22 protein-coding genes and 1 pseudogene are annotated in these 23853 nt (G+C 67.0%); 14 read left to right on the top strand and 9 right to left on the bottom strand.

What is annotated here, in order from left to right; all coding sequences use genetic code 11:
* Positions 1-18 precede the first annotated feature (18 nt).
* Positions 19-2127 (top strand): glycosyl hydrolase family 18 protein, encoded by a 2109-nt coding sequence (locus ACWV8V_RS16425; RefSeq protein ID WP_455900235.1) that lies wholly within the window; start codon positions 19-21, stop codon positions 2125-2127.
* 90 nt (positions 2128-2217) lie between these two features.
* On the opposite strand, the gene ACWV8V_RS16420 is transcribed toward ACWV8V_RS16425, so the two are convergent.
* Positions 2218-2997 (bottom strand): thioredoxin fold domain-containing protein, encoded by a 780-nt coding sequence (locus ACWV8V_RS16420; RefSeq protein WP_259261793.1) that lies wholly within the window; start codon positions 2995-2997, stop codon positions 2218-2220.
* A gap of 104 nt (positions 2998-3101) precedes the next feature.
* The gene (xerD, locus tag ACWV8V_RS16415; RefSeq protein WP_259261792.1) at positions 3102-4079 is read right to left on the bottom strand and encodes a site-specific tyrosine recombinase XerD; all 978 of its coding nucleotides are present in this window, start codon (positions 4077-4079) and stop codon (positions 3102-3104) included.
* A gap of 59 nt (positions 4080-4138) precedes the next feature.
* On the opposite strand from xerD, the gene ACWV8V_RS16410 reads away from it, so the two are divergent.
* On the top strand, positions 4139-4627 hold the full coding sequence (locus tag ACWV8V_RS16410) for an RDD family protein (protein ID WP_455900308.1): 489 nt from the start codon (positions 4139-4141) through the stop codon (positions 4625-4627).
* A gap of 712 nt (positions 4628-5339) precedes the next feature.
* On the opposite strand, the gene lptG is transcribed toward ACWV8V_RS16410, so the two are convergent.
* Both lptG and lptF read right to left on the bottom strand, forming a co-directional pair.
* Positions 5340-6449, bottom strand: coding sequence for an LPS export ABC transporter permease LptG (lptG, locus tag ACWV8V_RS16405; protein ID WP_259261790.1), 1110 nt, complete (start codon positions 6447-6449; stop codon positions 5340-5342).
* Complete coding sequence (gene lptF / locus ACWV8V_RS16400) at positions 6446-7525, bottom strand: LPS export ABC transporter permease LptF (protein WP_123731217.1); 1080 nt, start codon at positions 7523-7525, stop codon at positions 6446-6448. The genes lptG and lptF overlap by 4 nt, the downstream gene beginning before the upstream one ends.
* Positions 7526-7629: 104 nt before the next feature.
* Between lptF and ACWV8V_RS16395 the strand changes: the two genes are divergently transcribed.
* From ACWV8V_RS16395 to ACWV8V_RS16375, 5 genes are all read left to right on the top strand, one after another.
* Positions 7630-9108: a leucyl aminopeptidase gene (locus tag ACWV8V_RS16395; RefSeq protein WP_259261789.1), complete on the top strand. Its 1479-nt coding sequence runs from the start codon at positions 7630-7632 to the stop codon at positions 9106-9108.
* Between the two features lie 85 nt (positions 9109-9193).
* A complete protein-coding gene (locus tag ACWV8V_RS16390) occupies positions 9194-9619 on the top strand; it encodes a DNA polymerase III subunit chi (RefSeq protein WP_019182556.1) in 426 nt (141 codons plus the stop codon).
* Between the two features lie 45 nt (positions 9620-9664).
* Entirely contained in the window at positions 9665-9853 is a 189-nt protein-coding gene (locus ACWV8V_RS16385) for a YqaE/Pmp3 family membrane protein (protein ID WP_088432079.1), read from the top strand.
* A 43-nt stretch (positions 9854-9896) separates the two neighbouring features.
* A complete protein-coding gene (locus ACWV8V_RS16380; protein ID WP_455900234.1) occupies positions 9897-12665 on the top strand; it encodes a valine--tRNA ligase in 2769 nt (922 codons plus the stop codon).
* A gap of 186 nt (positions 12666-12851) precedes the next feature.
* Positions 12852-13676 (top strand): EamA family transporter, encoded by an 825-nt coding sequence (locus tag ACWV8V_RS16375; protein WP_455900233.1) that lies wholly within the window; start codon positions 12852-12854, stop codon positions 13674-13676.
* Between the two features lie 32 nt (positions 13677-13708).
* On the opposite strand, the gene rimI is transcribed toward ACWV8V_RS16375, so the two are convergent.
* From rimI to pssA, 3 genes are read right to left on the bottom strand one after another with little or no spacing between them, the layout of a single operon-like run.
* Entirely contained in the window at positions 13709-14206 is a 498-nt protein-coding gene (gene rimI, locus ACWV8V_RS16370) for a ribosomal protein S18-alanine N-acetyltransferase (RefSeq protein ID WP_121042847.1), read from the bottom strand.
* The gene (locus tag ACWV8V_RS16365; RefSeq protein WP_259261786.1) at positions 14203-14685 is read right to left on the bottom strand and encodes a hypothetical protein; all 483 of its coding nucleotides are present in this window, start codon (positions 14683-14685) and stop codon (positions 14203-14205) included. Before ACWV8V_RS16365 ends, rimI begins: the two co-directional genes overlap by 4 nt.
* Positions 14682-15461, bottom strand: a complete 780-nt coding sequence (pssA, locus tag ACWV8V_RS16360) for a CDP-diacylglycerol--serine O-phosphatidyltransferase (RefSeq protein WP_346467312.1) — start codon at positions 15459-15461, stop codon at positions 14682-14684. Before pssA ends, ACWV8V_RS16365 begins: the two co-directional genes overlap by 4 nt.
* 73 nt (positions 15462-15534) lie before the next feature.
* On the opposite strand from pssA, the gene ACWV8V_RS16355 reads away from it, so the two are divergent.
* The 3 genes and pseudogenes from ACWV8V_RS16355 to ACWV8V_RS16345 form a co-directional block, all read left to right on the top strand.
* Entirely contained in the window at positions 15535-15909 is a 375-nt protein-coding gene (locus ACWV8V_RS16355; RefSeq protein ID WP_346467311.1) for a DUF4124 domain-containing protein, read from the top strand.
* Between the two features lie 98 nt (positions 15910-16007).
* Positions 16008-17699 (top strand): proline--tRNA ligase, encoded by a 1692-nt coding sequence (locus ACWV8V_RS16350; RefSeq protein WP_455900232.1) that lies wholly within the window; start codon positions 16008-16010, stop codon positions 17697-17699.
* 152 nt (positions 17700-17851) lie between these two features.
* Positions 17852-18226: pseudogene (locus ACWV8V_RS16345) on the top strand (H-NS histone family protein); the annotation flags it as partial.
* A gap of 89 nt (positions 18227-18315) precedes the next feature.
* Here ACWV8V_RS16345 and ACWV8V_RS16340 read toward each other — a convergent pair.
* Positions 18316-19575: a threonine/serine exporter family protein gene (locus ACWV8V_RS16340; protein ID WP_088432072.1), complete on the bottom strand. Its 1260-nt coding sequence runs from the start codon at positions 19573-19575 to the stop codon at positions 18316-18318.
* Between the two features lie 121 nt (positions 19576-19696).
* On the opposite strand from ACWV8V_RS16340, the gene ACWV8V_RS16335 reads away from it, so the two are divergent.
* The 4 genes from ACWV8V_RS16335 to ACWV8V_RS16320 are packed head-to-tail and all read left to right on the top strand — an operon-like array spanning position 19697 to position 23268.
* Positions 19697-20848 (top strand): MlaE family lipid ABC transporter permease subunit, encoded by a 1152-nt coding sequence (locus ACWV8V_RS16335; RefSeq protein WP_455900231.1) that lies wholly within the window; start codon positions 19697-19699, stop codon positions 20846-20848.
* 3 nt (positions 20849-20851) lie between these two features.
* A complete protein-coding gene (locus ACWV8V_RS16330; RefSeq protein ID WP_455900230.1) occupies positions 20852-21682 on the top strand; it encodes an ABC transporter ATP-binding protein in 831 nt (276 codons plus the stop codon).
* A 3-nt stretch (positions 21683-21685) separates the two neighbouring features.
* Positions 21686-22612, top strand: a complete 927-nt coding sequence (locus tag ACWV8V_RS16325) for an MlaD family protein (protein ID WP_019182569.1) — start codon at positions 21686-21688, stop codon at positions 22610-22612.
* Complete coding sequence (locus ACWV8V_RS16320; protein ID WP_455900229.1) at positions 22609-23268, top strand: ABC-type transport auxiliary lipoprotein family protein; 660 nt, start codon at positions 22609-22611, stop codon at positions 23266-23268. Before ACWV8V_RS16325 ends, ACWV8V_RS16320 begins: the two co-directional genes overlap by 4 nt.
* Here ACWV8V_RS16320 and ACWV8V_RS16315 read toward each other — a convergent pair.
* On the bottom strand, positions 23252-23836 hold the full coding sequence (locus ACWV8V_RS16315; RefSeq protein WP_455900228.1) for an alpha-ketoglutarate-dependent dioxygenase AlkB family protein: 585 nt from the start codon (positions 23834-23836) through the stop codon (positions 23252-23254). The genes ACWV8V_RS16320 and ACWV8V_RS16315 overlap by 17 nt on opposite strands.
* Positions 23837-23853: the final 17 nt, after the last annotated feature.

Raw genomic sequence — 23853 nt, 5'->3', positions numbered from 1 at the left:
CCTGATCGGAGACCGACCATGCCAGACCCGATTGCGCGCCGTGCAGTGACATCGTTTTCCTCCCCCGCCCCGCTTCCGCGCCGACGGCGCTGGTTGCTGGCGCTGGCCTTGGCCGCTGCTGCCGGCACGCCCACGCTGGTACAGGCCGCGAACTGTACCGGGGTGCCCGAATGGAACGGGGCCGCCATCTACCTCGCTGGCCAGACCCTGCAGAAAGGCGGCGTGCTGTACCGCGCCAACCAGGACATCTGGAATGCCCCGCCCGACCACCCGGCCGGTGCGCCCTACTACACCAACCTCGGTGCCTGCGATGGCAGCGGCAGCAACCAGCCGCCCAGCGTCGCGCTGACCTCGCCCGCCGCCGGGGCCAGCTTCACCGCCGGCAGCAGCATCACGGTGAGCGCCACTGCCAGTGACACCGATGGCAGCATCAGCAAGGTCGAGTTCTTCCGCGGCGGCACCTCGTTGGGCATCGACACCAGCGCGCCCTACAGCGCGGTCTGGAGCAATGCCTCGGCCGGCAGCCACACCTTCAAGGCGGTGGCCACCGACAACAACAACGCCGTGACCTCCTCGGCCACGGTCAATGTGACCGTCACCGCGGCCAGCAACGACATCACGCCACCCAGCGTCCCGGGCGGGCTGGCGTCCCCGTCCAGGACCGCGACGACGGTGAACCTGGCCTGGAACGCCGCCACCGACAACAGCGGTGGCAGCGGTGTGGCCGGCTACGACGTGTACCGCAACGGCAGCCTGGTCGGCTCGCCCAGCGCCACCCAGTACACCGATGGCGGTCTTGCCGCGAGCACGGCCTATACCTACACGGTGCGGGCACGCGACAACGCCGGCAATGCCTCGGCGCAGAGCGGCTCGATCAGCGTGACCACAGCCGCCGGTGGCGGCGGAGGGGGCACCAAAAGGGTGATCGGCTACTTCACCCAATGGGGCATCTACGGCCGCAACTACCAGGTCAAGAACATCGACACCAGCGGTTCGGCGGCGAAGCTGACCCACATCAATTACGCCTTCGGCAACGTGCGCAACAACCGCTGCGAAGTCGGCGTGACCCAGGCCTCCGACCCGAACACCGGCGTGGGCGGCGATGCCTACGCCGATTACGGCAAGTCCTTCGCTGCCGGTGCCAGCGTGAGCGGCGTCGCCGACACCTGGGACCAGCCGCTGCGGGGCAACTGGAACCAGCTCAAGCAGCTCAAAGCCAAGCACCCGAACGTGAAAGTGCTGATCTCGCTGGGCGGCTGGACCTGGTCGCGCGGCTTCTCCAGCGCGGCGCAGCCGGCCAACCGGCAGGCGTTCGTGGCCTCGTGCATTGATGCGTACATCAAGGGCAACCTGCCGGTGGCCGACGGCGCGGGTGGCACGGGCGCAGCGCTCGGCGTGTTCGACGGCATCGACATCGACTGGGAGTACCCGGTGGCGTGCGGGCTGAGCTGCGGCACGCCGGCCGACAATGCCAACTTCACCGCGCTGCTGGCCGAATTCCGCCGCCAGTTGGATGCGGTGCGACCCGGCCTGCTGCTGACGGTGGCGGTCGGTGCCGGCGTGGACAAGATCCGTGTGACCGATCCGGCCAGCTACCACCCGTACCTGGATTTCATCAACGTGATGACCTACGACTTCCACGGCGCGTGGGATCCGCAGACCAACCATCACTCTGCACTGTTCGATTCACCGGCTGATCCCTCCACCGGCGACCAGAAGCTCTACAACAGCAACGATGCGATGGAAGCCTTCCTCAGCCGCGGGGTGCCGGCCAACAAGTTGAACCTGGGCATCGGCTACTACGGGCGTGGCTGGACCGGCGTGGCCAGCGGCAACAACGGGCTCTACAAGGGCGCCAGCGGCGCGGCACCGGGCACGTACGAAGCCGGTATCGAAGACTGGAAGGTGCTCAAGAACCTCAACTGGCCGGTGTACACCGACAACGTTGCCAAGGCCACGTGGATCTCCAACGGCACCACGTTCTGGAGTCTGGATACGCCCGCGATGGTCACCGAGAAGATGGGCTATGTGAAAGCACAGGGCCTGGGCGGCGCATTCTTCTGGGAGTTCAGCGGCGATGATGCGCAGGGCACCCTGACCAAGGCGATCAGTGACGGCTTGAAGTGACCCCGTCGCGCGGGACGCGGCCTCGCTGATCGAGCAGGCCGCTCCTCCGCTGACAGAAAAACGCCCCGGCCTGGCCGGGGCGTTCTGTTTTCAGCGGCTGCCGCCTGCCGAGACGCGCTCCAGCGCAGCCTTGAGCTGCGCCGGCGGCAGGTAGCCACCGAGCTGGGTGCCGTCGGCGGCGAAGATCGCCGGGGTGCCGTTGACGCCCATCTGCTGGCCGAGCTTGTACTGCATGGCCACCGGATTGGTGCAGTTCTTCGGGGGGACGGCCTTGCCGGTCTTGGCGGCGGTCAGGGCCTGCTTGCGGTCGGCCGCGCACCAGACCGAGATCATGTCGGTGTAGTCCTGGCTGCCCAGCCCCATGCGCGGAAATGCCAGGTATTCCACGGTGATGCCGTTGCGGTTGAGCTCGGCGATGTCCTGGTGCAGCTTGCGGCAGTAGCCGCACTCGATGTCGGTGAAGACGCTGACGGTGTACTTGGCATTCGGCGCAGCGAACACGATGCGCTCGTTGTGCGGCACGCCGTCAAGCAGCTTGCGGCGGTAGCTGAGCAGGCCCTGGCTGCTGACCGGCGCCTTGTTCTGGATGTCATACGGCTGGGACTGCATCAGGTAGCGGCCGTCATCGGAGACGTACAGCACCTGACCACCCACCAACACCTCGCGGAAACCGGGGAACGGCGCCGCGCCGATGAAGTCGGGCTTGAAGTTGGGGTCCAGCTGCTGGAGCGCGGCGCGCACGCGCTGGTCGGCATCGCCGGCAGCGGCCGGGGCCGCGGCAGTGGATTTGGCCGCCGGGGCGGACGGTTGCTGCGCGCAGGCAGTCAGGCTGAGCGCGCCGAAGAGCGCCGCAATGGCAACACGGAGCATCGAGCATTCCGGTGTAAGGAGTCAGGCTGGATTCTCGCACAGCTGCCTGCTCACACAGCTGGACCGCAGTGGAACGGTGACGCGCGGCCGGGTTGGACACCCTCTCAGCCGCGCGGGTGGTGCTTGGCGTGCAGCTTCTGCAGGTGTTCGCGGGCGACCAGCGTGTAGATCTGGGTGGTGGACAGCGAACTGTGGCCGAGCAGCATCTGCAGGGCGCGCAGATCGGCGCCCCGGTTGAGCAGGTGGGTGGCGAAGCTGTGGCGCAGGCCGTGGGGGCTGATCCGGGCGGGGTCGATCCCGGCCAGCACTGCGTACTTCTTCACCAGCCCCCAGAACTGCTGGCGGCTCAAGGGATGCAGGGAAGGCTCCAGGAACATCGGCACGGCGCCGTCCTGTGGCGTCGGCACGTTGCGCTTGCCGGTGAGCTGCGGGCGCGATTCAGCCAGATAACGTTCGAGCCAGTGCTGGGATTCTTCCCCCAGCGGAACCAGCCGTTCCTTGCTGCCCTTGCCGGTCACGCGTAGCACACCTTGGCGCAGGTTCACGGCATTGGCCGGCAGGTTGACCAGTTCGCTGACGCGCAGACCCGCGGCATACATCAACTCCAGCATGGCGCGGTCGCGCAGCCCGAGCGGCGTCTCGATGTCGGGACTGGCCAAGAGCGCATCGATCTGGCTTTCGGCCAGCGCCTTGGGCAGCAGGCGGGGCAGCTTCGGCGGATCGAGCAAGGCGCTAGGGTCATCGCTGCGCTCGCCGCGGCGGACCGCATCGGCAAAGAAGGCCCGCAGCGCGGACAGCAAGCGGGCGTTGCTGCGCGGCGACCAACCATGGCGCGAGCGCCAGGCCAGGTAATCGAACAGCCCGGCGCGATCCAGACCGGGCAGCCCCCCGGCAGCGCCATCACGCCAGCGCGCGAGGCCTTCGAGATCGCGCCGGTAACTGTCCAGACTGGCCCGCGCCAGGCCGTGCTCGGCCCAGGCCGTGTCAAGGAAGCGCTGGATCCGCACGTTGTCGTCATCGCGCAGCTCGGGCAGGTGCTGGATGAGCTGGCGGCGTAGTGCGGGGGTGGTGGCATCGGACATTCGCACAGCATACGGAGCAGACCGTGCGTGGGCCATCGAACGCGGGCAGCGGGCCGGGTATGCTCCGGGTCATGACCGATACCGCGCTGTCGTCCCCCGCTGCTGACCGCCCTGCCTCGTTGCTGCTGTGGCGGCTGTTGTCCCTGTTATACGACGTCTTCCCCGCGCTGGCGCTGTGGATGTTGCTGGGGGCGGTGTTCGTGGCGGTCTATACGGTGAGCGGTCACGCAGAGCGGGAGAACATCGCCCCGTTCAGTGCGTGGCAGTGGGCATTGTGGGCGAGCTGCTGGGTGGTGACAGGCCTGTACGCGACGATGAGTTGGCGCCGCGGTGGACAGACGCTGGGGATGCGGCCCTGGCGGTTGCAGGTGGTCTCGCTGGACGGCACGCTGCCGACGCGCGGGCAGTTGTGGCGGCGCTATGCGGTGGGGTCGCTGTCGGTGTTGGCGGCTGGCCTGGGGTTCTGGTGGGCGCTGCTGGATCGGCAGCGGTTGACCTGGCATGACCGCGCCAGCAGGACGCGGGTTGTGCGGCTGCCGAAGTACTGACGCGCTCACGCACTGACGCTCTAACGCCTTCCAGAACAGCGCTGAAAGCAGCGCCTCTGTTTTCTGTGCGTTTGCGGAGAGGCGCAACCCATTTCTGGGCCCGCTGCAAGTACGTCCATGTAAGCTCGTAGTGCGCCATCCATGGCGCACTACGGCCCTGAAATGGGCTGCGCCTCTCCGCATTGACAGATTGCGAAGTGCGGCTGGTAAAAGCGGATTTGTTGCGCAGCGGATGTTTCGCTTGGAGCACCAGCTCTCGCGCACTAGACGCCCAAAGAGCGCAACTTTCATAGCGAAGTCGTGCCTTCGCTCAATCGATCAATCGACCAATCGCTTCGTCGATCAATTGCTCAGTCGCTCAGTCGCTCAGTCGCCAAGATTGAACACAAACCCCGACACTTCGCCAATCCATCAGAACGGTAGAGCCGGGCCATGCCCGGCTGCTCTCCCTCCCCCACCAGCACACTGTCGGAGGCGCGGCGGGATTGCCAGGCCGGGACCGTGTGCTGCCATGGATGGCAGCACACGAGCCTACATGGACGTACTTGCGGCGGGTCCCGGAATGGCGAGCCCGTCGCGCCTAGCTCGAGAGCACATGGAGGCCGCTTCGGCTTCGGCTTCGGCTTCGGCTTCGGCTTCGGCTTCGGCGTTTGGCGTCTGGCGTTTGGCGTCTGGCGTCTGGCGTCTGGCGTCTGGCGTTCGAGCAGAGGAATCAGCCCGACTTACGTCGGAACAACAACCCGGACACCACCATCATCACAATCGGCGGCAACGCATACGCAATCCGGTAATCGAACTTCAACGCACCCGCCATGCGCCCGAAGAACAACTGCAACAACCAGAACCCCAACGCAAACAGAATGCCCAGGAACAACCGCTTGCCCATGCCACCGCTGCGCAACGAACCGAACGCGAACGGCACCGCCGCCAGACACAGCGCCAGCACATTGAGCGGATAGAACCATCGGCTCCAGTACACATCCTCGTAATCGCGCGAATCCAGACCATTGCGCTTGCGGTACTCGATACTGGTCCGCAGATCCGACGCCGTCAGATTGCGCGGCTTGGAAATACCACTGGCCAACGCCGCCGCATCCAGACGCGACGCCCACGGCTCCGACTCGACACTCTCGCGCGTCGCCGACCGCTCACCGAAGGTGTCACGGCGAACCTTGTTCAACACCCAACCATTCTTGCCATGCTCGGCCGTGGTGGCATAGGTCAGCGAGGCCAGACGCCCATCATCGGCGATCTTGTACAGACGCACATCGTGCAGCACCAGCCGCGTGCCGCCACCGGACTCCAGCTGCTCGTCGCCGCTCTGTGCATTGAGGAAGGTGTCGCCTTCGCGTGCCCACACCCCCGAGTAGCGGGCTGCACTCAGGCTGTTGCCCCACTTGGCACTGGCCTTGATCTCATCGGCCTTGCTCTGTCCCCACGGGCCGATCGTCTCGCCACTGAACACCATCACCGCGGTCATCAGCGACAGCGCGATCGCCACCGAAGCACTCAGCCGCTTACGCGACAGGCCCAGCGCCCGCAGCGCGGTCAGTTCGGAGGTGGCGGCCAACTGGCCCAGGCCCATCAGCGCACCGATCACGGCGGCGGTCGGGAAGAAGGTATAGGCGCGGCGGGGCACGGTGTAGAGCACCCAGGCCGCGGCATGGCCGAGGGTGTAACTGCCTTTGCCGACATCCTTGAACTCGCCGGAGAAGGCCATCACCACGTCCAGGCCGACCAGAACGGCCCAGGTCAGCAGGACAGTGCCGAACACGGCACGGCCCAGATACAGATCAAACCGCATGGGGCGGAACAGGGTCATGCGGTCCTCCGGGGACGCGACAGTTTGCCGTCGCGGAAATACATCCACAGCGCGAGCGCCAGCAGCGGCAGGGTCAGCCACCACAGGCCCGCCGCGCCGGGCAGCTTGCCATCGGCGATCCAGCGGGTGCCGATGAACATCAGGTTCATGCCCACCATGTAGGCCAGGAAGGCCAGCATCATCCGGCCGTAGCGCTGCTGGCGCGGTGAGCTGCGGGCCAGCGGCAGGGTCATCAGGGCGAAGGCCAGCGCGATCAGCGGCGGGGCGATGCGCGAGTGCAGCTGCGCCTGGGCCTCCGGGCGCTCATCGCCGAACAGCTGCGTGGTCGGCAGCAGCTCGGGATCGTCGTCCTTGCGGGTCTCGGCACCGTCGGGCATCGCCACGTCGTTGCGGGCGAAGGTCATCAGCTTGTAGTCCAGCGCGCCGTTCGCCGGGCCCTGCACCTGATGACCCTCGTCGAGCTCCAGGTACCGCTGCTTGGCCCCTTCGAAGTACATCCGGCCACGATCGGCGGAGATCACCTCGATGGTGTCGTCCTTCTGGCGCTGCATGAAGACCTTGCCCAGCTGGGTACCGTCGGGCGAGACCGAGGACAGGTAGACCACGCCGCCATTGGGCAGGGAGGTGAACTTGCCTGCCTCCAGGCCGGCCATGACCACGCTGCGGTTGGCCTCGTCGATCATCTTCTCACCGGTACGGTCGGCCCAAGGGCCCAGCCACAGCGAGCACAGCCCGATCAGGCCGACCACCGGAACCACCAGCATCAGCAGGGGGCGCAGCAGGCGCTTGGGGCCGACGCCGATGGCGGTGATGACCGCCATTTCCGAATCCCGGTAGAGCCGGGCCGTGGCCAGCAGCAGGCCCAGCATCAGCGCCAGCGGCAGGATCAGCGGCATATAGACGATGAACTGCAGGCCCAGCTGTGAGAACAGCAGGCGGGCAGGCAGGCGGCCGTCGGCGATGTTGCCGAGGATGTCCACCAGGACACCGCCGACGCTCACCACCAGCAACACGATCAGGGTGGCCAGGAAACTCTGGACGAAATCACGCAGGAGATAGCGATCGAGCTTCGACATGGGGCGGTGGTTTAAACTCTCGGATTCGTTCGCGGTGCTGCCCAGTCTACTGACGGGACGTAAACAGCTCGCGATTGTACGGATTTGCCAACGGAATCTGATCAATGGCCCTGGAATTCACCCTGAACCACGCATCGCCGGCCTCGGCCGAGTGCGATTGCGTCATCGTCGGCGCCTACGCCGACCAGACCCTGAGCCCGGCGGCACAGGCCCTGGACACTGCGTCCGGCGGCCGCCTGTCGGCCCTGATCGCCCGCGGCGACGTGGGCGGCAAGACCGGCAACACGACCCTGCTGCACGATCTGCCCGGCGTCACCGCCGCACGCGTGCTGGTGGTCGGGCTGGGCGAGCCGGCCAAGTTCGGCGTCCCGCAGTACCTCAAGGCGGTCGGCGATGCCAGCCGCGCCCTGAAGAGCGGGGTCAACCACCATGCGCTGTTCACCCTGACCGAGATCGAGGTCAAGGGCCGCGATGCCGCCTGGAACATCCGCCAGGCCATCATCACCGCCGACCACGCCGCCTACCGCTACAGCGCCACGCTGGGCAAGAAGAAGGCCGACGAGCCGGGCCTGACCACGCTGGCCATCGCCGGCACCGACACCCAGGCGCTGGCCCAGGGCCAGGCCATCGCCGCCGGCGTGCAGTACGCCCGCGAGCTGGGCAACCTCCCGCCGAACGTCTGCACCCCGGCCTACCTGGCCGAGTCCTCGGTTGCGTTCGCGCAGGCGCATGAAGGCGCCGAAGCGGAGGTGCTGGACGAGCAGCAGATGGAAGCGCTGGGCATGGGTTCGCTGCTGGCCGTGGCCCGTGGTTCGGCCAATCGCCCGCATCTGGTCGTGCTGAAGTGGAACAACGGCGGCGACGCCAAGCCCTACGTGCTGGTCGGCAAGGGCATCACCTTCGATACCGGTGGCGTCAACCTGAAGACCCAGGGCGGCATCGAAGAGATGAAGTACGACATGTGCGGTGGCGCCAACGTCATCGGCACCTTCGTCGCGGCCGTCACGGCCAAGCTGCCGCTGAACCTGGTGGTGGTGGTGCCGGCGGTCGAAAACGCCATCGACGGCAACGCGTACCGTCCCTCGGACGTGATCACCTCGATGTCGGGCAAGACCATCGAAGTGGGCAACACCGACGCCGAAGGCCGCCTGATCCTGTGCGACGCCCTGACCTACGCGCAGCGCTTCGAGCCGGCCGCGCTGATCGACGTGGCCACCCTGACCGGTGCCTGCCTGGTCGCCCTGGGCCACCAGACCGCCGGCCTGATGACCAAGCACGACGACCTGGCCAACGAGCTGCTGGCCGCCGGTGAGCACGTGTTCGACCGCGCCTGGCGCCTGCCGCTGTGGGACGAGTACCAGCCGATGCTGGATTCCAGCTTCGCCGATATCTACAACATCGGCGGCCGCTGGGCCGGTGCGATCACCGCCGGCTGCTTCCTGTCGCGGTTCGCCGAAGGCCAGCGCTGGGCGCATCTGGACATCGCCGGCGTGGCCAGCGACGAAGGCAAGCGCGGCATGGCCACCGGCCGCCCGGTCGGCCTGCTGAGCCAGTGGCTGCTGGACCAGGTCGCCCGCGCCTGATGCCCTGCCCGATCGCGGCCGCCTGCGGGTGGCCGCGATCCCGCCCGGCCTGGCGCCGGGTTCTCCCTCCGCTCCAGGCCCTGCCATGTCCCGTGCTGATTTTTACCTGATCGCCAAGCCCCGCTTCCTGACCGAGCCATTGCGCCTGGTCTGCGAACTGGCCCGCAAGGCCAATGACGCCGGGTTGTTCACCTTGGTGCTGGCACGCGACCAGGCCCAGGCCGAAGAGCTGGACGAGCTGCTGTGGGCGTTCGACAACGATGCCTACATCCCGCACCAGATCGCCGGCGAAGACATGGATGAGGAAGAGGCGCTGGTGCTGATCGCCGTTCCCGGCACCGAGGCCCCGGCCCGGCCGCTGGTGATCAACCTGCGCGACGATCCCTACCTGGCGGCCTGCGACCGCGTGCTGGAAGTGGTCCCGGCCGACCCGGAAGCGCGCGAACCACTGCGCGAGCGCTGGCGCCAGTACAAGGCGCTGGGCTTTGACCTGAACAAGTACGACATGTAACCCGCGCGGCGCCCGTCCGGTCGCCGCCGCCCCCGGAGACCCTTGATGCGCCTGTTGATCGCCCTGATCTTTCCCTGGTTCGCCTTCTTCACCATCGGCCGCCCGATCGCAGGCATCCTCTGCCTGATCCTGCAGATCACGCTGATCGGCTGGCTGCCCGCCGCGATCTGGGCCGCCTACGCGGTCTCACAGTTCCATACCGACCAGAAGATCCGCCGCGCCCTAGGGCGCTGAGCTTCCGGCACCCCCACCTTCCGTATTCGATCCTGGTTCCCGCATGACCCAACTCGCCTCCAGCTACGACCCGAAAACCTTTGAAACCGCGCTGTACGACGCGTGGGAGAAGGCCGGCCATTTCAAGCCGTCCGGCAAGGGCGAGCCGTACACCATCCTGCTGCCGCCGCCGAACGTGACCGGCACGCTGCACATGGGCCATGCCTTCCAGCAGACCCTGATGGATGCACTGGTGCGCTACCACCGGATGCGCGGCTACGACACGTTGTGGCAGGTCGGCACCGACCACGCCGGCATCGCCACCGAGATGGTGGTGTCGCGCAACCTGGCCCTGGCCAACACCGGTGAGACCCGCGATTCGCTGGGCCGCGACGGCTTCATCGAGAAGGTGTGGGAGTGGAAGGCGCAGTCCGGTGACACCATCGAGCGCCAGATGCGCCGCCTGGGCACCTCCAGCGACTGGTCGCGCAGCACCTTCACCATGGACCCGCAGCCGTCCGAAGCGGTGGTCGAGGCGTTCGTGCGCTGGCACGAGCAGGGCCTGATCTACCGTGGCCAGCGCCTGGTCAACTGGGATCCGGTGCTGAAGACCGCTATCTCCGATCTGGAAGTGGAGAGCGTGGAGGAAGACGGCTTCCTGTGGTCGATCAGCTATCCGCTGGCCGACGGCAGCGGCACGCTGACCGTGGCCACCACCCGCCCGGAAACCATGCTCGGCGACACCGCCGTGATGGTGCACCCGGAAGACGAGCGCTATGCGCACCTGATCGGCAAAATGGTGAAGCTGCCGCTGACCGATCGCGAGATCCCGGTGATCGCCGATGATTACGTCGACCGCGAGTTCGGTACCGGCGTGGTCAAGGTCACCCCCGCGCACGATTTCAACGATTACCAGGTCGGCCTGCGCCACAACCTGCCGATGATCAACCTGTTCACCCCGGTGGCGGCGATCAACGACAACGCCCCGGAGAAGTACCGCGGGCTGGACCGTTACGAAGCGCGCAAGGTGATCCTGGCCGAGCTGGAAGACCTGGGCATCCTGGTGGAGACCAAGGCGCACAAGCTGCAGGTGCCGCGTGGCGATCGCACCCAGCAGGTGATCGAGCCGTACCTGACCGACCAGTGGTTCGTGAAGATGGACGTGCTGGCCAAGCGCGGCCTGGAGCTGGTCGAGAACGGCAGCATCCAGTTCGTCCCGGCCAACTGGATCAACACCTACCGCCACTGGATGGAGAACATCCAGGATTGGTGCATCAGCCGCCAGCTGTGGTGGGGCCACCGCATTCCGGCGTGGTTCGACGACGCGGGCAACTGCTATGTCGGCCGTGATGAAGCCGAGGCGCGCGCGAAGAACACCCTCGCCGCCGACCTCGCCCTGCACCAGGACAGCGACGTGCTGGAGACCTGGTTCTCCTCGCAGCTGTGGCCGTTCTCCACGCTGGGCTGGCCGAACGAGCAGGCAATGGACGCGCGCGGTTTCGAGCGCTACCTGCCGTCGTCGGTGCTGATCACCGGGTTCGACATCATCTTCTTCTGGGTGGCCCGCATGATCATGGCCACCGACAGCTTCACCGGGAAGATTCCGTTCAAGGACGTCTACATCACCGGCCTGATCCGCGATGCGCAGGGCCAGAAGATGTCCAAGTCCAAAGGCAACGTGCTGGATCCGCTGGACATCATCGACGGCATCTCCATCGAGGACCTGGTGGCCAAGCGCACCACCGGCCTGATGAAGCCCAAGGACGCGCCGAAGATCGAGAAGGCGACGCGCCGCGAATTCCCCGAGGGCATCATCGCCCACGGTGCCGATGCGCTGCGCTTCACCATCGCCGCGCTGGCCACCCACGGCCGCGATATCAAGTTCGACATGAACCGTGCCGAGGGCTACAAGAACTTCTGCAACAAGCTGTGGAACGCCAGCCGCTTCACCCTGATGAACACTGAGGGCAGCAGCTTCACCGGCGTGCCGCAGCCGCGCACCGATGCCGAGCGCTGGATTCTCGCGCGCCTGGCCGCGGTCTCGGCCGAAGCGCAGACGCATTACGCCAACTACCGCTTCGATCTGCTGGCGCAGTGCCTGTACGAATTTGCCTGGAACGAGTTCTGCGACTGGTTCCTGGAACTGACCAAGCCGGCCCTCAACGGTGCCGACGCCGACGATGCCAACAGCACCCGCCACACCCTGCTGTACGTGCTCGAAGCGCTGCTGCGCCTGCTGCACCCGCTGACCCCGTTCGTGACCGAGCAGCTGTGGCGCCAGGTCGCCCCGCGCCTGGGCATCACCGACGACACCGTCTCGCTGCGTCCGTACCCGACTGCCGAGGAATTCGCGGGTGATTTCACCCGCGCCGAAGCCGACGTGGAATGGCTGAAGTCGATGGTCAACGCGCTGCGCCGCGTGCGCAGCGAGTTGAACGTGCCGCCGTCCAAGCTGGTGCCGCTGCTGCTGCAGGGTGGCAACGACGATGATCGTGCGCGCATGACCCGCTTCACTTCCTCGCTGTCGTTCCTGCTCAAGCTGGAGCGCATCGAGTGGCTGGCCAACGGCAGTGACACGCCGCCGGCGGCGGCTGCGATCGTGGGCGATCTCACCTTGCTGGTGCCGCTGGAGGGCCTGGTCGATCTGGGTGCCGAACGCGCGCGCTTGGACAAGGAAATCGCCCGGGTCGAATCGGAGAAGGAAAAGAGCGGGACCAAGCTGGCCAAGTTCACCGACAAGGTGCCGGCGGCCGTGGTCGAGCAGGAGCGCGTGCGGCTGGTCGAATGGACCGCCCAGTTGGACGGTCTGCGGTCGCAGCGCGCGAAGCTGTAAGCGCACGGGTAGAGCCACGCCATGGGTGGCTGCCTTCCGGGGCGGGATGGCGTGTAGCCACCCATGGGGTGGCTCTACCCTGGGCCGATAACGTAGGCAGGGCCCGCCCGCGCGGTTACGGGCCCGATGCCTGCCCATCTGCGGCATGATGCGGGTTCGTCCACGGATTGAATGACCGCCGACACGATGTCGCTGTCCCTCTTCTGCATCGTGCTGTTCGCCGCCCTGCTGCATGCCAGCTGGAACGCGATCGTCAAACGCGGCACCGACACGCTGTTGACCACGATCCTGGTCACCGGCTCGGCGGCGGTGATCGCCGCGATCGCGCTGCCGTTCGTGCCCACACCCGCCGCGCAGAGCTGGCCATGGCTGGCTGCCTCGACCCTGCTCCAAACCGGGTATTACGTGCTTGTCGCGCGTACTTACCAATTGACCGACATGAGCGCGTCCTACCCGCTGATGCGCGGCTGCGCGCCGATCCTGGTCGCGCTGATCAGCACGCTGTTTCTGGGTGAGCGCCTGGCATGGATCGCGTGGGCCGGCATCGGGCTGATCTGCCTGGGCATCCTGTGCATGACCCGCGGCACCTCGCGCCAGCATCTGTGGCTGCCGCTGCTCAATGCCGGTGTCATCGCCACCTACACCTTGGTCGATGGTTGGGGCGCTCGTCACTCCGGCGCCGCGGTGAGCTACACGTTGTGGCTGTTCCTGCTTTCCGGCCTGCCTTTGCCACTGTGGGCGTTGTGCACACGCGCCAGCGCGCTGCGTGACTATGCGCGCCGCAACTGGGGCTACGGCATCACCGGCGGCATCGGCACGCTGGTCTCCTACGGGCTGGCGCTGTGGGCCATGACGGTCGCGCCGATCGCGATGATCGCCGCACTGCGCGAAACCTCGATCCTGTTCGGCATCCTGATCTCGGCCTGGCTCCTGCGCGAACGCGTTACCCGCCAACGCTGGATCGCCGCCGGCCTGATCGTGCTCGGGGCGATAGTGCTGCGGATGGCGTAGAGCCCCCCCATGGGTGGCTCTACACCACGCTGTCAGAGCGGCGGCATCACCTGGATGTCGTCGTCGACCAGCTCGATGGCCATCACCAGCGCATCCTCGCGCCCGTCGCGGGCAGGGTAATAGCGCGGCCGGCGGCCGATCTCGTTGAACCCTTCGCTGTGGTACAGCGCCACCGCCGAGGTATTGGACGGGCGCACTTCCAGGAACACCCGGTGCGCACCGTGGTCACGCGCCAGCTTCACCAGCGCGCGCAGCAGGTAGCGGCCGTGGCCGCGCGATTGGCACAGCGGGTCCACGCAGATGTTGAGGATATGCGCTTCATCGGCGGCGATGCTGAGCAGGCCATAGCCCATCAGCAGGCCATCCTCTTCCATCGCCAGGCCGGGATAACCGGCACGCAGGCAGTCCTGGAAGATGCCGCGGGTCCACGGGTACGGGTAACCGCGCACCTCGATGGCCATCACCGCATTGAGGTCGCTTTCGCGCAGCGCGCGCAACGACAACGGCCGCGGCGAGCTCACCGCGCTCACGGGCGGCCCCGCTTGCGCAGGGCGCGCAGCTGCGGCCACAACGCGCGCTTGGCGGCGGCACTGCTGCGCAGGTCATCCAGGTTCCAGCTGGCCATCAAGGCCTGGGTGTCCGGCTCGGCCGGGTTGCAGCCGGAGGCGCGCAACAGGGCGATCTGCAGGCGATCGGGCATCCGCACTGCGGCGCGGCGGCCTCCGCCTGCGCGTGCCGGCGTGGCCGCCGGGACGGGCGCCGGCGCGCCTTCTTCGACCGTGCGCGGCGCGCTTCGGCGCACCGGTGCGGGCGCATCCATCGCCGGTGCCGGCCGCGACTGGCGCACGGGCGCGGCCGACTCGGCGAGCGGCGCCGCGCTGAGCTGGACGTCAGGTACCGCAGCGGCCTCCGGCTCGACACTGCCGTCGACGAACACCGTATACCCCATCGCCTGCAGCCAGGACTGCTGCGCCGGCGACCACAATGGCGGCAGCGCCTGCCCGCTCACGCGTTCGGCTCGACCGTCTTGCGGGTGCGCTGCCACACCCAGTAACACGGGCCGGACAAGGCATACACCACGCCCACCGCGAACAGCACGCGCGGCAGATCAATGACCATGATCGCGATGGCGATCGGTACCAGGGCCAGCGCCAGGAACGGCACGCGGTCGGCGCGCGGCCCCCGCTCGCCACTGCCCTTGAAGCTCCAGAAGCGGATCCGGCTGACCATCAGCAGCGCCGACACCAGGGTCACGCCCAGGGCGACATAGCGCAGCTGGTTGCCGTCCCAGCCGAGGTTGCCATCGGCGAAGGCCCAGACGAAGGACATCATCAGGCCGGCCGCGGCCGGGCTCGCCAGGCCGATGAACCAGCGCTTGTCGACCACGGTGACCTGGGTATTGAAGCGGGCCAGGCGCAGCGCGGCGCAGGCGGCGTAGAGGAAGGCGACCGCCCAGCCCACCCGGCCAAGCACCGGATCGTCGAATTTCAGCCACGACAGCGACCAGTGGTACATCACCAGGGCCGGGGCCATGCCGAAGCTGACCAGGTCGGCCAGCGAGTCGTACTGCACTCCGAATTCGCTGCTGGTGCCGGTCAGGCGGGCCACGCGGCCGTCCAGGCCATCCATGACCGCCGCGACGAACACCGCGATGGCGGCATTGACGAAGTCGCCGTTGGCCGCGGCGATGATCGCGTAGAAGCCGGCGAACAGGCCTGCGGTGGTGAACAGGTTGGGCAGCAGGTAAATGCTGCGCGAGCGCGGCGGGGGTTTCATCTGATCCATGCGGGGAGTTTAGCTTGCCAGCACCTGCCCCGGGGTGCTGCAATCGCGGTTCTGCCCCGTTCCCGGAGTTGCCATGCGTGCCCTGTCCCGTCTGACCGCCCTGCTGCTGCTCGCCAGTGCCACGGCCAGCGCCGGCACCGTCTACAAGTGGAAAGACGCCAACGGCGTGACCCAGTACTCGGAGAAACCGCCGGCCGGGCAGAAGTACGAGGCCCGCGAGGTCCAGGCCCGCGACCCGGTCCCGCGCGAGACCGCCGCCGCCCCGGCGGAGAACAAGGCCTGCACCGACGCCCGCGGCAACCTCACCCTGCTCAACGGGTCGGGCAAGGTCATGCAGGACACCGATGGTGACGGCAAGGCCGATACCGCGCTGACCGAGGCGCAGCGCAGCGCCCAGAAAACCCTGGCCGAGGCCGCCATCCAGGCCTACTGCACGCCCAAGGCCTGAGCCGCTGAACCGGGTGAAGGGGCCAAAACTGCCCGCAACACCCATCGCGGCGGCCGGACTGGCAGAATATCGGCTTCTGCCGTTCAGCGAAGCCGACGATGCGCCTCTCCCAGTTCCACCTGCACACCACCAAGGAAACCCCCAGCGACGCGGAGCTGACCAGCCACCGCTTGATGCTGCGCGCGGGCATGATCCGCAAGCTGGCCTCGGGGCTGTACACCTGGTCGCCGCTGGGACTGCGCGTGCTGCGCAAGGTCGAGCGCATCGTGCGTGAGGAAATGGAGCGTGCCGGTGCGGTGGAATTCCAGATCCCGACGATCCAGCCCAAGGAACTGTGGGACGCCACCGGCCGTTGGGAAAAGTTCGGCCCGCAGCTGCTGAAGATCAAGGATCGCAAGGAGCAGGTGTTCTGCTACAGCCCGACCGCGGAAGAAGCCGCCGCCGACTTTGCACGCCAGGAGCTGTCCAGCTACAAGCAGCTGCCGGTCAATTTCTTCCAGATCCAGACCAAGTTCCGCGATGAGATCCGGCCGCGCTTCGGCGTGATGCGCTCGCGCGAATTCCTGATGAAGGATGCCTATTCCTTCCACCTGCACGATGAGTGCCTGGTGCGCGAATACGAGAACATGAAGTCGGCCTACAGCCGCATCTTCAGCCGCCTGGGTCTGGATTTCCGCATGGTGCAGGCCGACTCCGGTGCCATCGGTGGCGATGCATCGCAGGAATTCCACGTGATCGCCGATTCGGGCGAAGACGCGCTGGTGTTTTCCACCGGCTCGGATTACGCGGCCAATATGGAAGCGGCCATCGCCGCGGCTCCGGGCGAGCGCCCGGCCGCCAGCGAAGCGCTGCGCAAATTCGATACACCCACGCAGAAAACCTGCGAGGCCGTGGCCGCCCTGCTCGGCCTGGGGCTGGAGCGCACGGTCAAGTCGATCGCGATCATGAGCGAGGCCGGTTTCGTGCTGGCGCTGGTGCGCGGCGATCACGACGTCAATGAAATCAAACTCGGCAAGGTCGAGGGCCTGCAGGGCTACCGCATGGCCAGCGAGGCGGAGATCGCCACCCATCTGGGCAGCGAGCCGGGCTTCCTCGGCCCGCTCAACCCGGCACAGCCGATCCGCATCGTGGCCGACCGTGACGTCGCCGCGCTGGCCGATTTCGTCATCGGTGCCAATGAAGCCGGTTTCCACATCGCCGGCGTCAACTGGGGCCGTGACCTGCCCGAGCCGGAGGTAGCGGATATCCGCAACGCCAAGGCCGGTGACCGCGCCGCCGATGGCGGTGAACTGAAAGTCGCGCGCGGCATCGAAGTCGGCCACGTATTCCAGCTCGGCCGCCAATATGCACAAGCCTTGAATGCGACCGTGCTTGATGAAAACGGCAAGGCCGCAGTGCTGGCGATGGGCTGCTACGGCATCGGCATTTCGCGCATCGTCGCCGCGGCGATCGAACAGAATCACGACGACGCCGGCATTATCTGGCCGGATGCGATGGCGCCGTGGCAGGTCGTGGTCTGCATGATCAACCCCAAGCAGGACGAAACGGTGTCGTCCACCGCCTCTGACCTGCTGGCGCAGCTGCAGGCGGCCGGCCTGGATGTGGCGCTGGATGATCGCGGCCTGCGCCCGGGCGCGATGTTCGCCGACATGGAACTGATCGGCGTGCCGCACCGGATCGTGGTGTCCGAGCGCGGCGTCGCCGCCGGCACATTCGAATACCGCGCGCGCAGCGCGGCCGAAGCGGAGGTCCTCGACCGGGACGCACTGCTGGCAAAATTGACGAAGTGATGACAGGGCCGGGCGCAATATCCCGGCCTTTTCAATGGTGCCGCCGGTTTCAATATGTCCGGCGTGTTTGTGTATTTCGCAAAAGAGAATGTATGCTGTTTCCGATGCCAAGGACCGGCTCACCCTGTCCTTAATACATTGCGGAGTAGTAGATGAGTATCGACCTGAGCGGCCTGTCCGCCAAAGAGCTGGGCGCGCTGATCAAGAACGCCAAGAAGCAGCAGACCATCGTCGCCAAGCGTCCGGCGATCACCAAGGTCCGCGCGCAGCTGACCAAGCTGGCCAAGGCCCAGGGCTATTCGGTGGAAGAGCTGTTCGGCGGCGCCGCCCCGGCCGCACGTGGCCGTGCCGCGAGCAAGGCGACCAAGGCCCCGGCCAAGGCCGTACGCAAGCTCGGCAAGGTCGCCCCGAAGTACCGCAACCCGGCCAACCCGAAGGAAACCTGGACCGGCCGTGGCAAGCAGCCGCGCTGGCTGGCCGCGCATACCGCCAAGGGCAAGAAGGTCGAAGAGTTCCTGATCAAGAAGTAAGCCGGTCAGTCACTGCTGCACATGAAAACGCCGGCCTCGCGCCGGCGTTTTCGTACCCGTTGATCGAGCGCGCGGTGATCGGGGCGTCAGAGATTCTTGCGCGCCGGGATCAGCAGATTGCCGAACAGCAGGCCGGCCACCAGCGCCATCACCACGTTGAGCACCGTCATCAGCACGGTCTGGCCAGCGCTCATGTCCTGCTGCTGGACCAGGGTCAGCACGCCGCGCAGGCTGGTACTGCCGGGCACCAGCATGATGATGCCGGGCAAGCGGATGATCGCGCCCGGACGCTGCGCCAGCCGACCAAACAGATTGCCTGCGGCGGTGAGCAGCATCGCGGACATGAAAATGCCGGCCGGGATGCCCCACGCCTGTCCGGCGAATTTGGAGATCGCATAGCCGGCGACGGCCGCCGCCATCACCCACGGAAAATCGCGACGGTTGGCCTTGAACAACATCGCGAACGCGAACGCGGCCAGCAGCAACGCGCCCCATTCGACCCAATCGGCCTGCGGCCGCGAGGCGCGCACCAGCGGCTCCAGCCCGACGATGCCCGACAGCGTCACTGCGATCACCGCGCCCACTGTCAGTTTCAGAATCGTGGTCACCGCACCGGCAAACCGTGCCGTGCCGGAGACCCAGTGCTGGCTGGCCAGCTCGTTGACCGCATTGGTCAGCGACATCCCGGGCAGCAGCACCACCAGCGAGGCGATGATCACCGTGTTGAGGTTGAGCGCCCCGATGAAGGAAGCCACCAGGGTCGCCACCGAGCCGGCCAGCAGCGCCGCCAATGCTTCATTGGCCTCGCGCGTGGCCGGGCGGCGGTCGGTATACATGCCCATGACGCCGATCAGCAGGCCGATCACGCCGGCGGTGGCGATGTCCAGCCACGGCAGCTTCCACAGGCCGGCCACGCCTGCCGCGCCCAGGCTGTAGGAAAGAATGGTGCGGATCTTGCCCCAGCGGCCCGGATCCTTGTCCAGCTGGCGCAGCGCGGTGTGGCCCTGCGCGATGCTCATGGTGCCATTGGCCACCGCATCAGTGATCTGATCGGCGATGCTGAGTTTATGCAGGTCGTTCTCGCCCGGGGCCAGCCGGATCACGCGGGTGATGTCCGATGAACCGATCGCCTTGGTAGGGTCGCTGAAACTCAGGATCAGGCCGGTCGGGTTCGACCACGGCTCACAATCCAGGTCCAGACGCTGCGCCAGCGCGACCACGGCCGCTTCCAGCCGCTGCGCGGTGGTGCCATAGCTGTGCAGGCGCCCGGCCATTTCCGAAACGAAGGCCACGCGCTGTGCGTAGGTGGCCGGTGGTGCAACGATGGTGGGGGCGTCGGCAGACATGCGGCGTAGTATTACCCGAACACGCCCCGGCCTGAAGAATCCCGGTGTCATCGCATCGCGGCATGGCGCCCCCGGTGTGGCCGAGCGACGCGTTCAGCCCCGTCCGGCGCATACGCGAGCCATGCACCCGGACAGGTTATGCTGCGTGCAGGACGCCTACATGACCTCAGACCAAGCCCCCCATCTCGAGCAGGATGCCCAAGACCCCGGTCTGATCCGGTTGTCTGGTCATTGGACTTTACGCACCGCGCTGGACGCGGCCGAAGTGCTGCGTGGCCTTCCGGAGAAGGTGACCGGTCTGGATGCCAGCGGGATCACCGCGCTCGACTCGGCCGGCGTGCTGCAGTTGCTGCGCGTGGCCCACCGCGCCGATCTCGGCGAAGACGCGGTGACGTTCCGCGAGGAGCATCGTGCGCTGGTCTCGACCATCGAGGAAGTCGCCGACGACCGGCCCAAGGCCAAGCGCGACTTCGGTGTGCTGGCCGCACTGGAACGGCTGGGTGTCAGCGTGCATGGCATGGGCCACAACATCGTGGCCCTGGCCAGTTTCCTGGGCGAGAACCTGGTCAAGGGTGCGCGCCTGATCAAGGAGCCGCGCCGCTTCCGTCTCACCGCCACCGTGGCCCAGATGGAACAGGTCGGCCTGGATGCGGTGCCGCTGGTGGCCCTGCTGTCCTATCTGGTGGGCGCGGTGATCGCCTTCCTCGGCTCGACGATCCTGCGCGACTTCGGCGCCGAGATCTATGTGGTCGAACTGGTCAGCATCGCCTTCCTGCGCGAGTTCGCCGTGCTGTTGACCGCCATCGTGCTGGCCGGCCGCACCGCCAGTGCGTTCACCGCGCAGATCGGTGCGATGAAGGCGCGCGAAGAAATCGACGCGATGAAGACGCTGGGCCTGGACCCGGTCGATCTGCTGGTGCTGCCGCGGTTGATCGCCCTGCTGATCACCCTGCCGCTGCTGACCTTCATTGCCATGGTCGCCGGCCTGGCCGGTGGCATCACCGTGGGCGCGTTCGATCTGGATATCCCGCCGCAGATGTACATCGCGCGGATGCACGACACCATGGAAGTACGCAACATGCTGGTGGGCCTGTCCAAGGCGCCGGTGTTCGCGCTGGTGATCGGCCTGATCGGCTGCCTGGAAGGCCTGAAGGTCGAAGGCACCGCGCAGTCGGTCGGCGAGCGCACCACCTCCAGCGTGGTGCAGGCCATTTCGCTGGTGATCATCCTCGACGCGTTCGCCGCGCTGTGGTTCATGAAGATGGGCTGGTAACCGATGATCAACGACACCGCCCCGGCCCCTGACCGCGATGACGCCGCCACCGATGACGGTGAGCTGCTGATCCGCGTGCGTGGGCTGACCAACCGTTTCGGCGCCCAGGTGGTGCACGACGGGCTGGACCTGGATGTGCGCCGCGGTGAGATTCTCGGCGTGGTCGGCGGCTCGGGGACCGGCAAATCGGTGTTGATGCGCAGCATCCTCGGCCTGCGCACGCCGGACGATGGCCAGATCGAGGTGCTGGGCGTCGATGCCCGCTCCAGCGATCCGGCCAACCGCCTGCATATCGAACGCAACACCGGCGTGTTGTTCCAGGATGGTGCGCTGTTCTCCTCGCTGACCGTGGGCGAGAACGTGCAGGTGCCGCTGAAGGAACATCACGGCGAGCTGCCCGAGCGCTGGCATTACGAACTGGCCCTGCTCAAGGTCAAGCTGGCCGGCCTGCCGGCCGATGCGATCAACAAGCTGCCCTCGCAGTTGTCCGGCGGCATGCGCAAACGCGCTGGCCTGGCCCGGGCGCTGGCGCTGGACCCGCCGCTGCTGTTCCTGGATGAGCCCACCGCCGGGCTGGACCCGATCGGCGCGGCCGCCTTCGACCGCCTGATCAAGACCCTGCAGGAAGCGCTGGGCCTGACTGTCTTCCTGATCACACATGATCTGGACACGCTGTATGCGATCTGTGACCGGGTGGCGGTGCTGGCCGACAGGAAAGTCATCGCCAATGCCCCGCTGCACGAGATCGAACAACTGGACCACCCGTGGATCCAGGAGTACTTCCACGGACCGCGCGCGCGTGCTGCGCGCGATGCAAAGCACGAGAGCGAGTAAGCCATGGAAACCAAAGCCAATTACGTCCTGATCGGCGCCTTCACCCTGATAGTGGGCCTGGCGCTGCTGGCCTTCGGCCTGTGGGCCGCCAAGTACTCTTCAGACCGCACCTGGACCGAGTACCGCGTGGTCTTCCGCGAGGCCGTCACCGGCCTGTCGGTGGGCAGCCCGGTGCAGTACAACGGCATCGCGGTCGGCTCGATCACCGAGTTGAACCTGGTACCGGACGATCCGCGCCAGGTCGTCGCGCGGATCCGCCTGAACTCCAATACCCCGGTCAAGACCGACACCCGCGCCAAGCTGGCGATCACCAGCCTGACCGGCCCGTCGATCATCCAGCTCAGCGGTGGTACGCCCCAGTCCCCCGCGCTGACCGCCGTCAACAAGGACCCGGCCCCGATCATCCCGACCACCCCGTCGGCGCTGCAGAACATCACCGATGTAGCCAACCGCATCGTCGAGCGCATGGACCAGGTGCTCAGCGACCGCAACGTGGCCAGCATCAACGCGACCCTGGCCAATCTGGAAACCATCAGCGGCGGCCTGGCCGACCGTGACCAGGGCACCCAGGCGCTGCTGCTCAGCGCGCGCGATGCCGCGCGCAGCCTGGATGTCACCCTGAAGAGCACCAACGGCACCATCCAGCGCCTGGACAAGAACCTGGTGCAGCAGCTGCCGCCGATCCTGGACAAGCTGGAGACCACGCTGAGCAAGCTGGACTCGGCCGCCGGCAACGCCGACTCGATCCTTGGCGAGAACCGCGCCGCGATCAACAGCTTCGCCAACGATGGCCTGGCCCAGCTCGGCCCGACCCTGACCGAGCTGCGCGGCCTGATCCGCGACCTGCGCCGGGTCAGCGACCGCCTGGACAACAACCCGGCACGCTACCTGCTCGGCCGTGACGCACCCAAGGAGTTCGAACCCAAATGAGCCGCCCGACCTTCTTCCGGCCCCTGCTGCCGATCGCCCTGATCGCCGCGCTCGGCGGCTGCTCGCTGCTGGGCAGCAACGAACGCAGTGCGGTGACCATCTATTCGCCCGTGGTCCGCATCCAGGCTGACCCGAGCTGGCCGACCGTTGACTGGCAGCTGGTACTGGTCAAGCCCAGCGCCGCGCGCGTGGTCGACAGCCCGCGCATCAACGTGCGCCCGACCCCCTCCGAACTGGAGGTCTACAAGGGCGTGAGCTGGGCCCAGCCGGCCACCGACATGCTCGATGACGCGCTGGTGCGCGGCTTCGAGGACTCGGGCCGTATCAACGGCGTCGCCCGCGTCACCACCGGCATCCGCGCCGACTACAAACTGGCGATGGACGTGCGTCGCTTCGAAGCCGACTACCGCGGCCAGGCCACGCCGACCGCGCTGATCGAGGTCAACGCCAAGCTGATTCACGTGATCGACCAGCGCGTGGTCGCCGACCGCACCTTCCGCCAGGAAAACCCGGTCGGCAGCACCGACGTCGCCCAGGTCACCACCGCGCTGGAACAGGGGCTGCAGACGCTGACCACGAACGTGGTGGGCTGGACGCTGGTCACCGGTGAGCAGGATCACGCCCGCAGTGCGGTCACCCCTACCCGGGTGCGTTGATCCAGCGGAACGTGATATTGAGGCGCTCGGCCAGCGGCCGGGCGCTCTTGGGCAGGGAATGCTGGTAAAGGCGCTGGGTCTGCCCGCCCATCACCAGCAGATCGCCATGGTCGAGCAACACCTCGGCCTTCTTCGCATGGTCGTCCCGACGCCGCAGCAGGAACCGCCGCGCCGCGCCCAGAGTCAGTGACGCGATCACCGGGGCCGGCCCCAGTTCGGGTTCGTTGTCGCTGTGCCAGCCCATCCCATCATCGCCATCGCGGTAGCGGTTGAGCAGCACGCTGTTGAACGCGTGGCCACAGAAGGTCGCCAGCTGATCGCGCAGCGGCAGCAGCGCCGGATGCCAGGGCTGCGGCACGAATTCGGTACCGGAATAGCGGTAGCGCGCAGCCGGGTCGCCCATCCAGCAGCTCAGCCGCGGGGAATCGACCTGGCGGCCGAACATGCGGATCTTGTGCACCTCCCACGGGACGTCGTCGCGGAGGGCGCGCTGGAGGGTGTCGGCGGCGGCGTGGGGCAGCCAGTGGCGGTGCCAACTCACTTCAGCGTCGCGCAGATGCAGGTCCATGGCCTTCCCTAAGGAGC

Source organism: Stenotrophomonas sp. Ker107b (assembly GCF_053847245.1).
The sequence above is the reverse complement of the archived record's forward strand: the minus strand, read 5'-3'. Positions and strand labels throughout refer to the sequence as shown.

What these genes read in the sequence shown, in the direction of transcription:
- ACWV8V_RS16380 (WP_455900234.1), top strand. Translation starts at nt 9,897, where the DNA reads ATGACCCAACTCGCCTCCAGCTACGACCCGAAAACCTTTGAAACCGCG.
- ACWV8V_RS16420 (WP_259261793.1), bottom strand. Translation starts at nt 2,997, where the DNA reads ATGCTCCGTGTTGCCATTGCGGCGCTCTTCGGCGCGCTCAGCCTGACT.
- ACWV8V_RS16335 (WP_455900231.1), top strand. Translation starts at nt 19,697, where the DNA reads ATGCACCCGGACAGGTTATGCTGCGTGCAGGACGCCTACATGACCTCA.
- ACWV8V_RS16320 (WP_455900229.1), top strand. Translation starts at nt 22,609, where the DNA reads ATGAGCCGCCCGACCTTCTTCCGGCCCCTGCTGCCGATCGCCCTGATC.
- xerD (WP_259261792.1), bottom strand. Translation starts at nt 4,079, where the DNA reads ATGTCCGATGCCACCACCCCCGCACTACGCCGCCAGCTCATCCAGCAC.
- ACWV8V_RS16395 (WP_259261789.1), top strand. Translation starts at nt 7,630, where the DNA reads ATGGCCCTGGAATTCACCCTGAACCACGCATCGCCGGCCTCGGCCGAG.
- ACWV8V_RS16410 (WP_455900308.1), top strand. Translation starts at nt 4,139, where the DNA reads ATGCTCCGGGTCATGACCGATACCGCGCTGTCGTCCCCCGCTGCTGAC.
- ACWV8V_RS16325 (WP_019182569.1), top strand. Translation starts at nt 21,686, where the DNA reads ATGGAAACCAAAGCCAATTACGTCCTGATCGGCGCCTTCACCCTGATA.
- ACWV8V_RS16425 (WP_455900235.1), top strand. Translation starts at nt 19, where the DNA reads ATGCCAGACCCGATTGCGCGCCGTGCAGTGACATCGTTTTCCTCCCCC.
- ACWV8V_RS16375 (WP_455900233.1), top strand. Translation starts at nt 12,852, where the DNA reads ATGTCGCTGTCCCTCTTCTGCATCGTGCTGTTCGCCGCCCTGCTGCAT.
- ACWV8V_RS16350 (WP_455900232.1), top strand. Translation starts at nt 16,008, where the DNA reads ATGCGCCTCTCCCAGTTCCACCTGCACACCACCAAGGAAACCCCCAGC.
- lptG (WP_259261790.1), bottom strand. Translation starts at nt 6,449, where the DNA reads ATGACCCTGTTCCGCCCCATGCGGTTTGATCTGTATCTGGGCCGTGCC.
- ACWV8V_RS16355 (WP_346467311.1), top strand. Translation starts at nt 15,535, where the DNA reads ATGCGTGCCCTGTCCCGTCTGACCGCCCTGCTGCTGCTCGCCAGTGCC.
- ACWV8V_RS16315 (WP_455900228.1), bottom strand. Translation starts at nt 23,836, where the DNA reads ATGGACCTGCATCTGCGCGACGCTGAAGTGAGTTGGCACCGCCACTGG.
- ACWV8V_RS16330 (WP_455900230.1), top strand. Translation starts at nt 20,852, where the DNA reads ATGATCAACGACACCGCCCCGGCCCCTGACCGCGATGACGCCGCCACC.
- pssA (WP_346467312.1), bottom strand. Translation starts at nt 15,461, where the DNA reads ATGGATCAGATGAAACCCCCGCCGCGCTCGCGCAGCATTTACCTGCTG.
- ACWV8V_RS16340 (WP_088432072.1), bottom strand. Translation starts at nt 19,575, where the DNA reads ATGTCTGCCGACGCCCCCACCATCGTTGCACCACCGGCCACCTACGCA.
- lptF (WP_123731217.1), bottom strand. Translation starts at nt 7,525, where the DNA reads ATGTCGAAGCTCGATCGCTATCTCCTGCGTGATTTCGTCCAGAGTTTC.
- ACWV8V_RS16390 (WP_019182556.1), top strand. Translation starts at nt 9,194, where the DNA reads ATGTCCCGTGCTGATTTTTACCTGATCGCCAAGCCCCGCTTCCTGACC.
- ACWV8V_RS16385 (WP_088432079.1), top strand. Translation starts at nt 9,665, where the DNA reads ATGCGCCTGTTGATCGCCCTGATCTTTCCCTGGTTCGCCTTCTTCACC.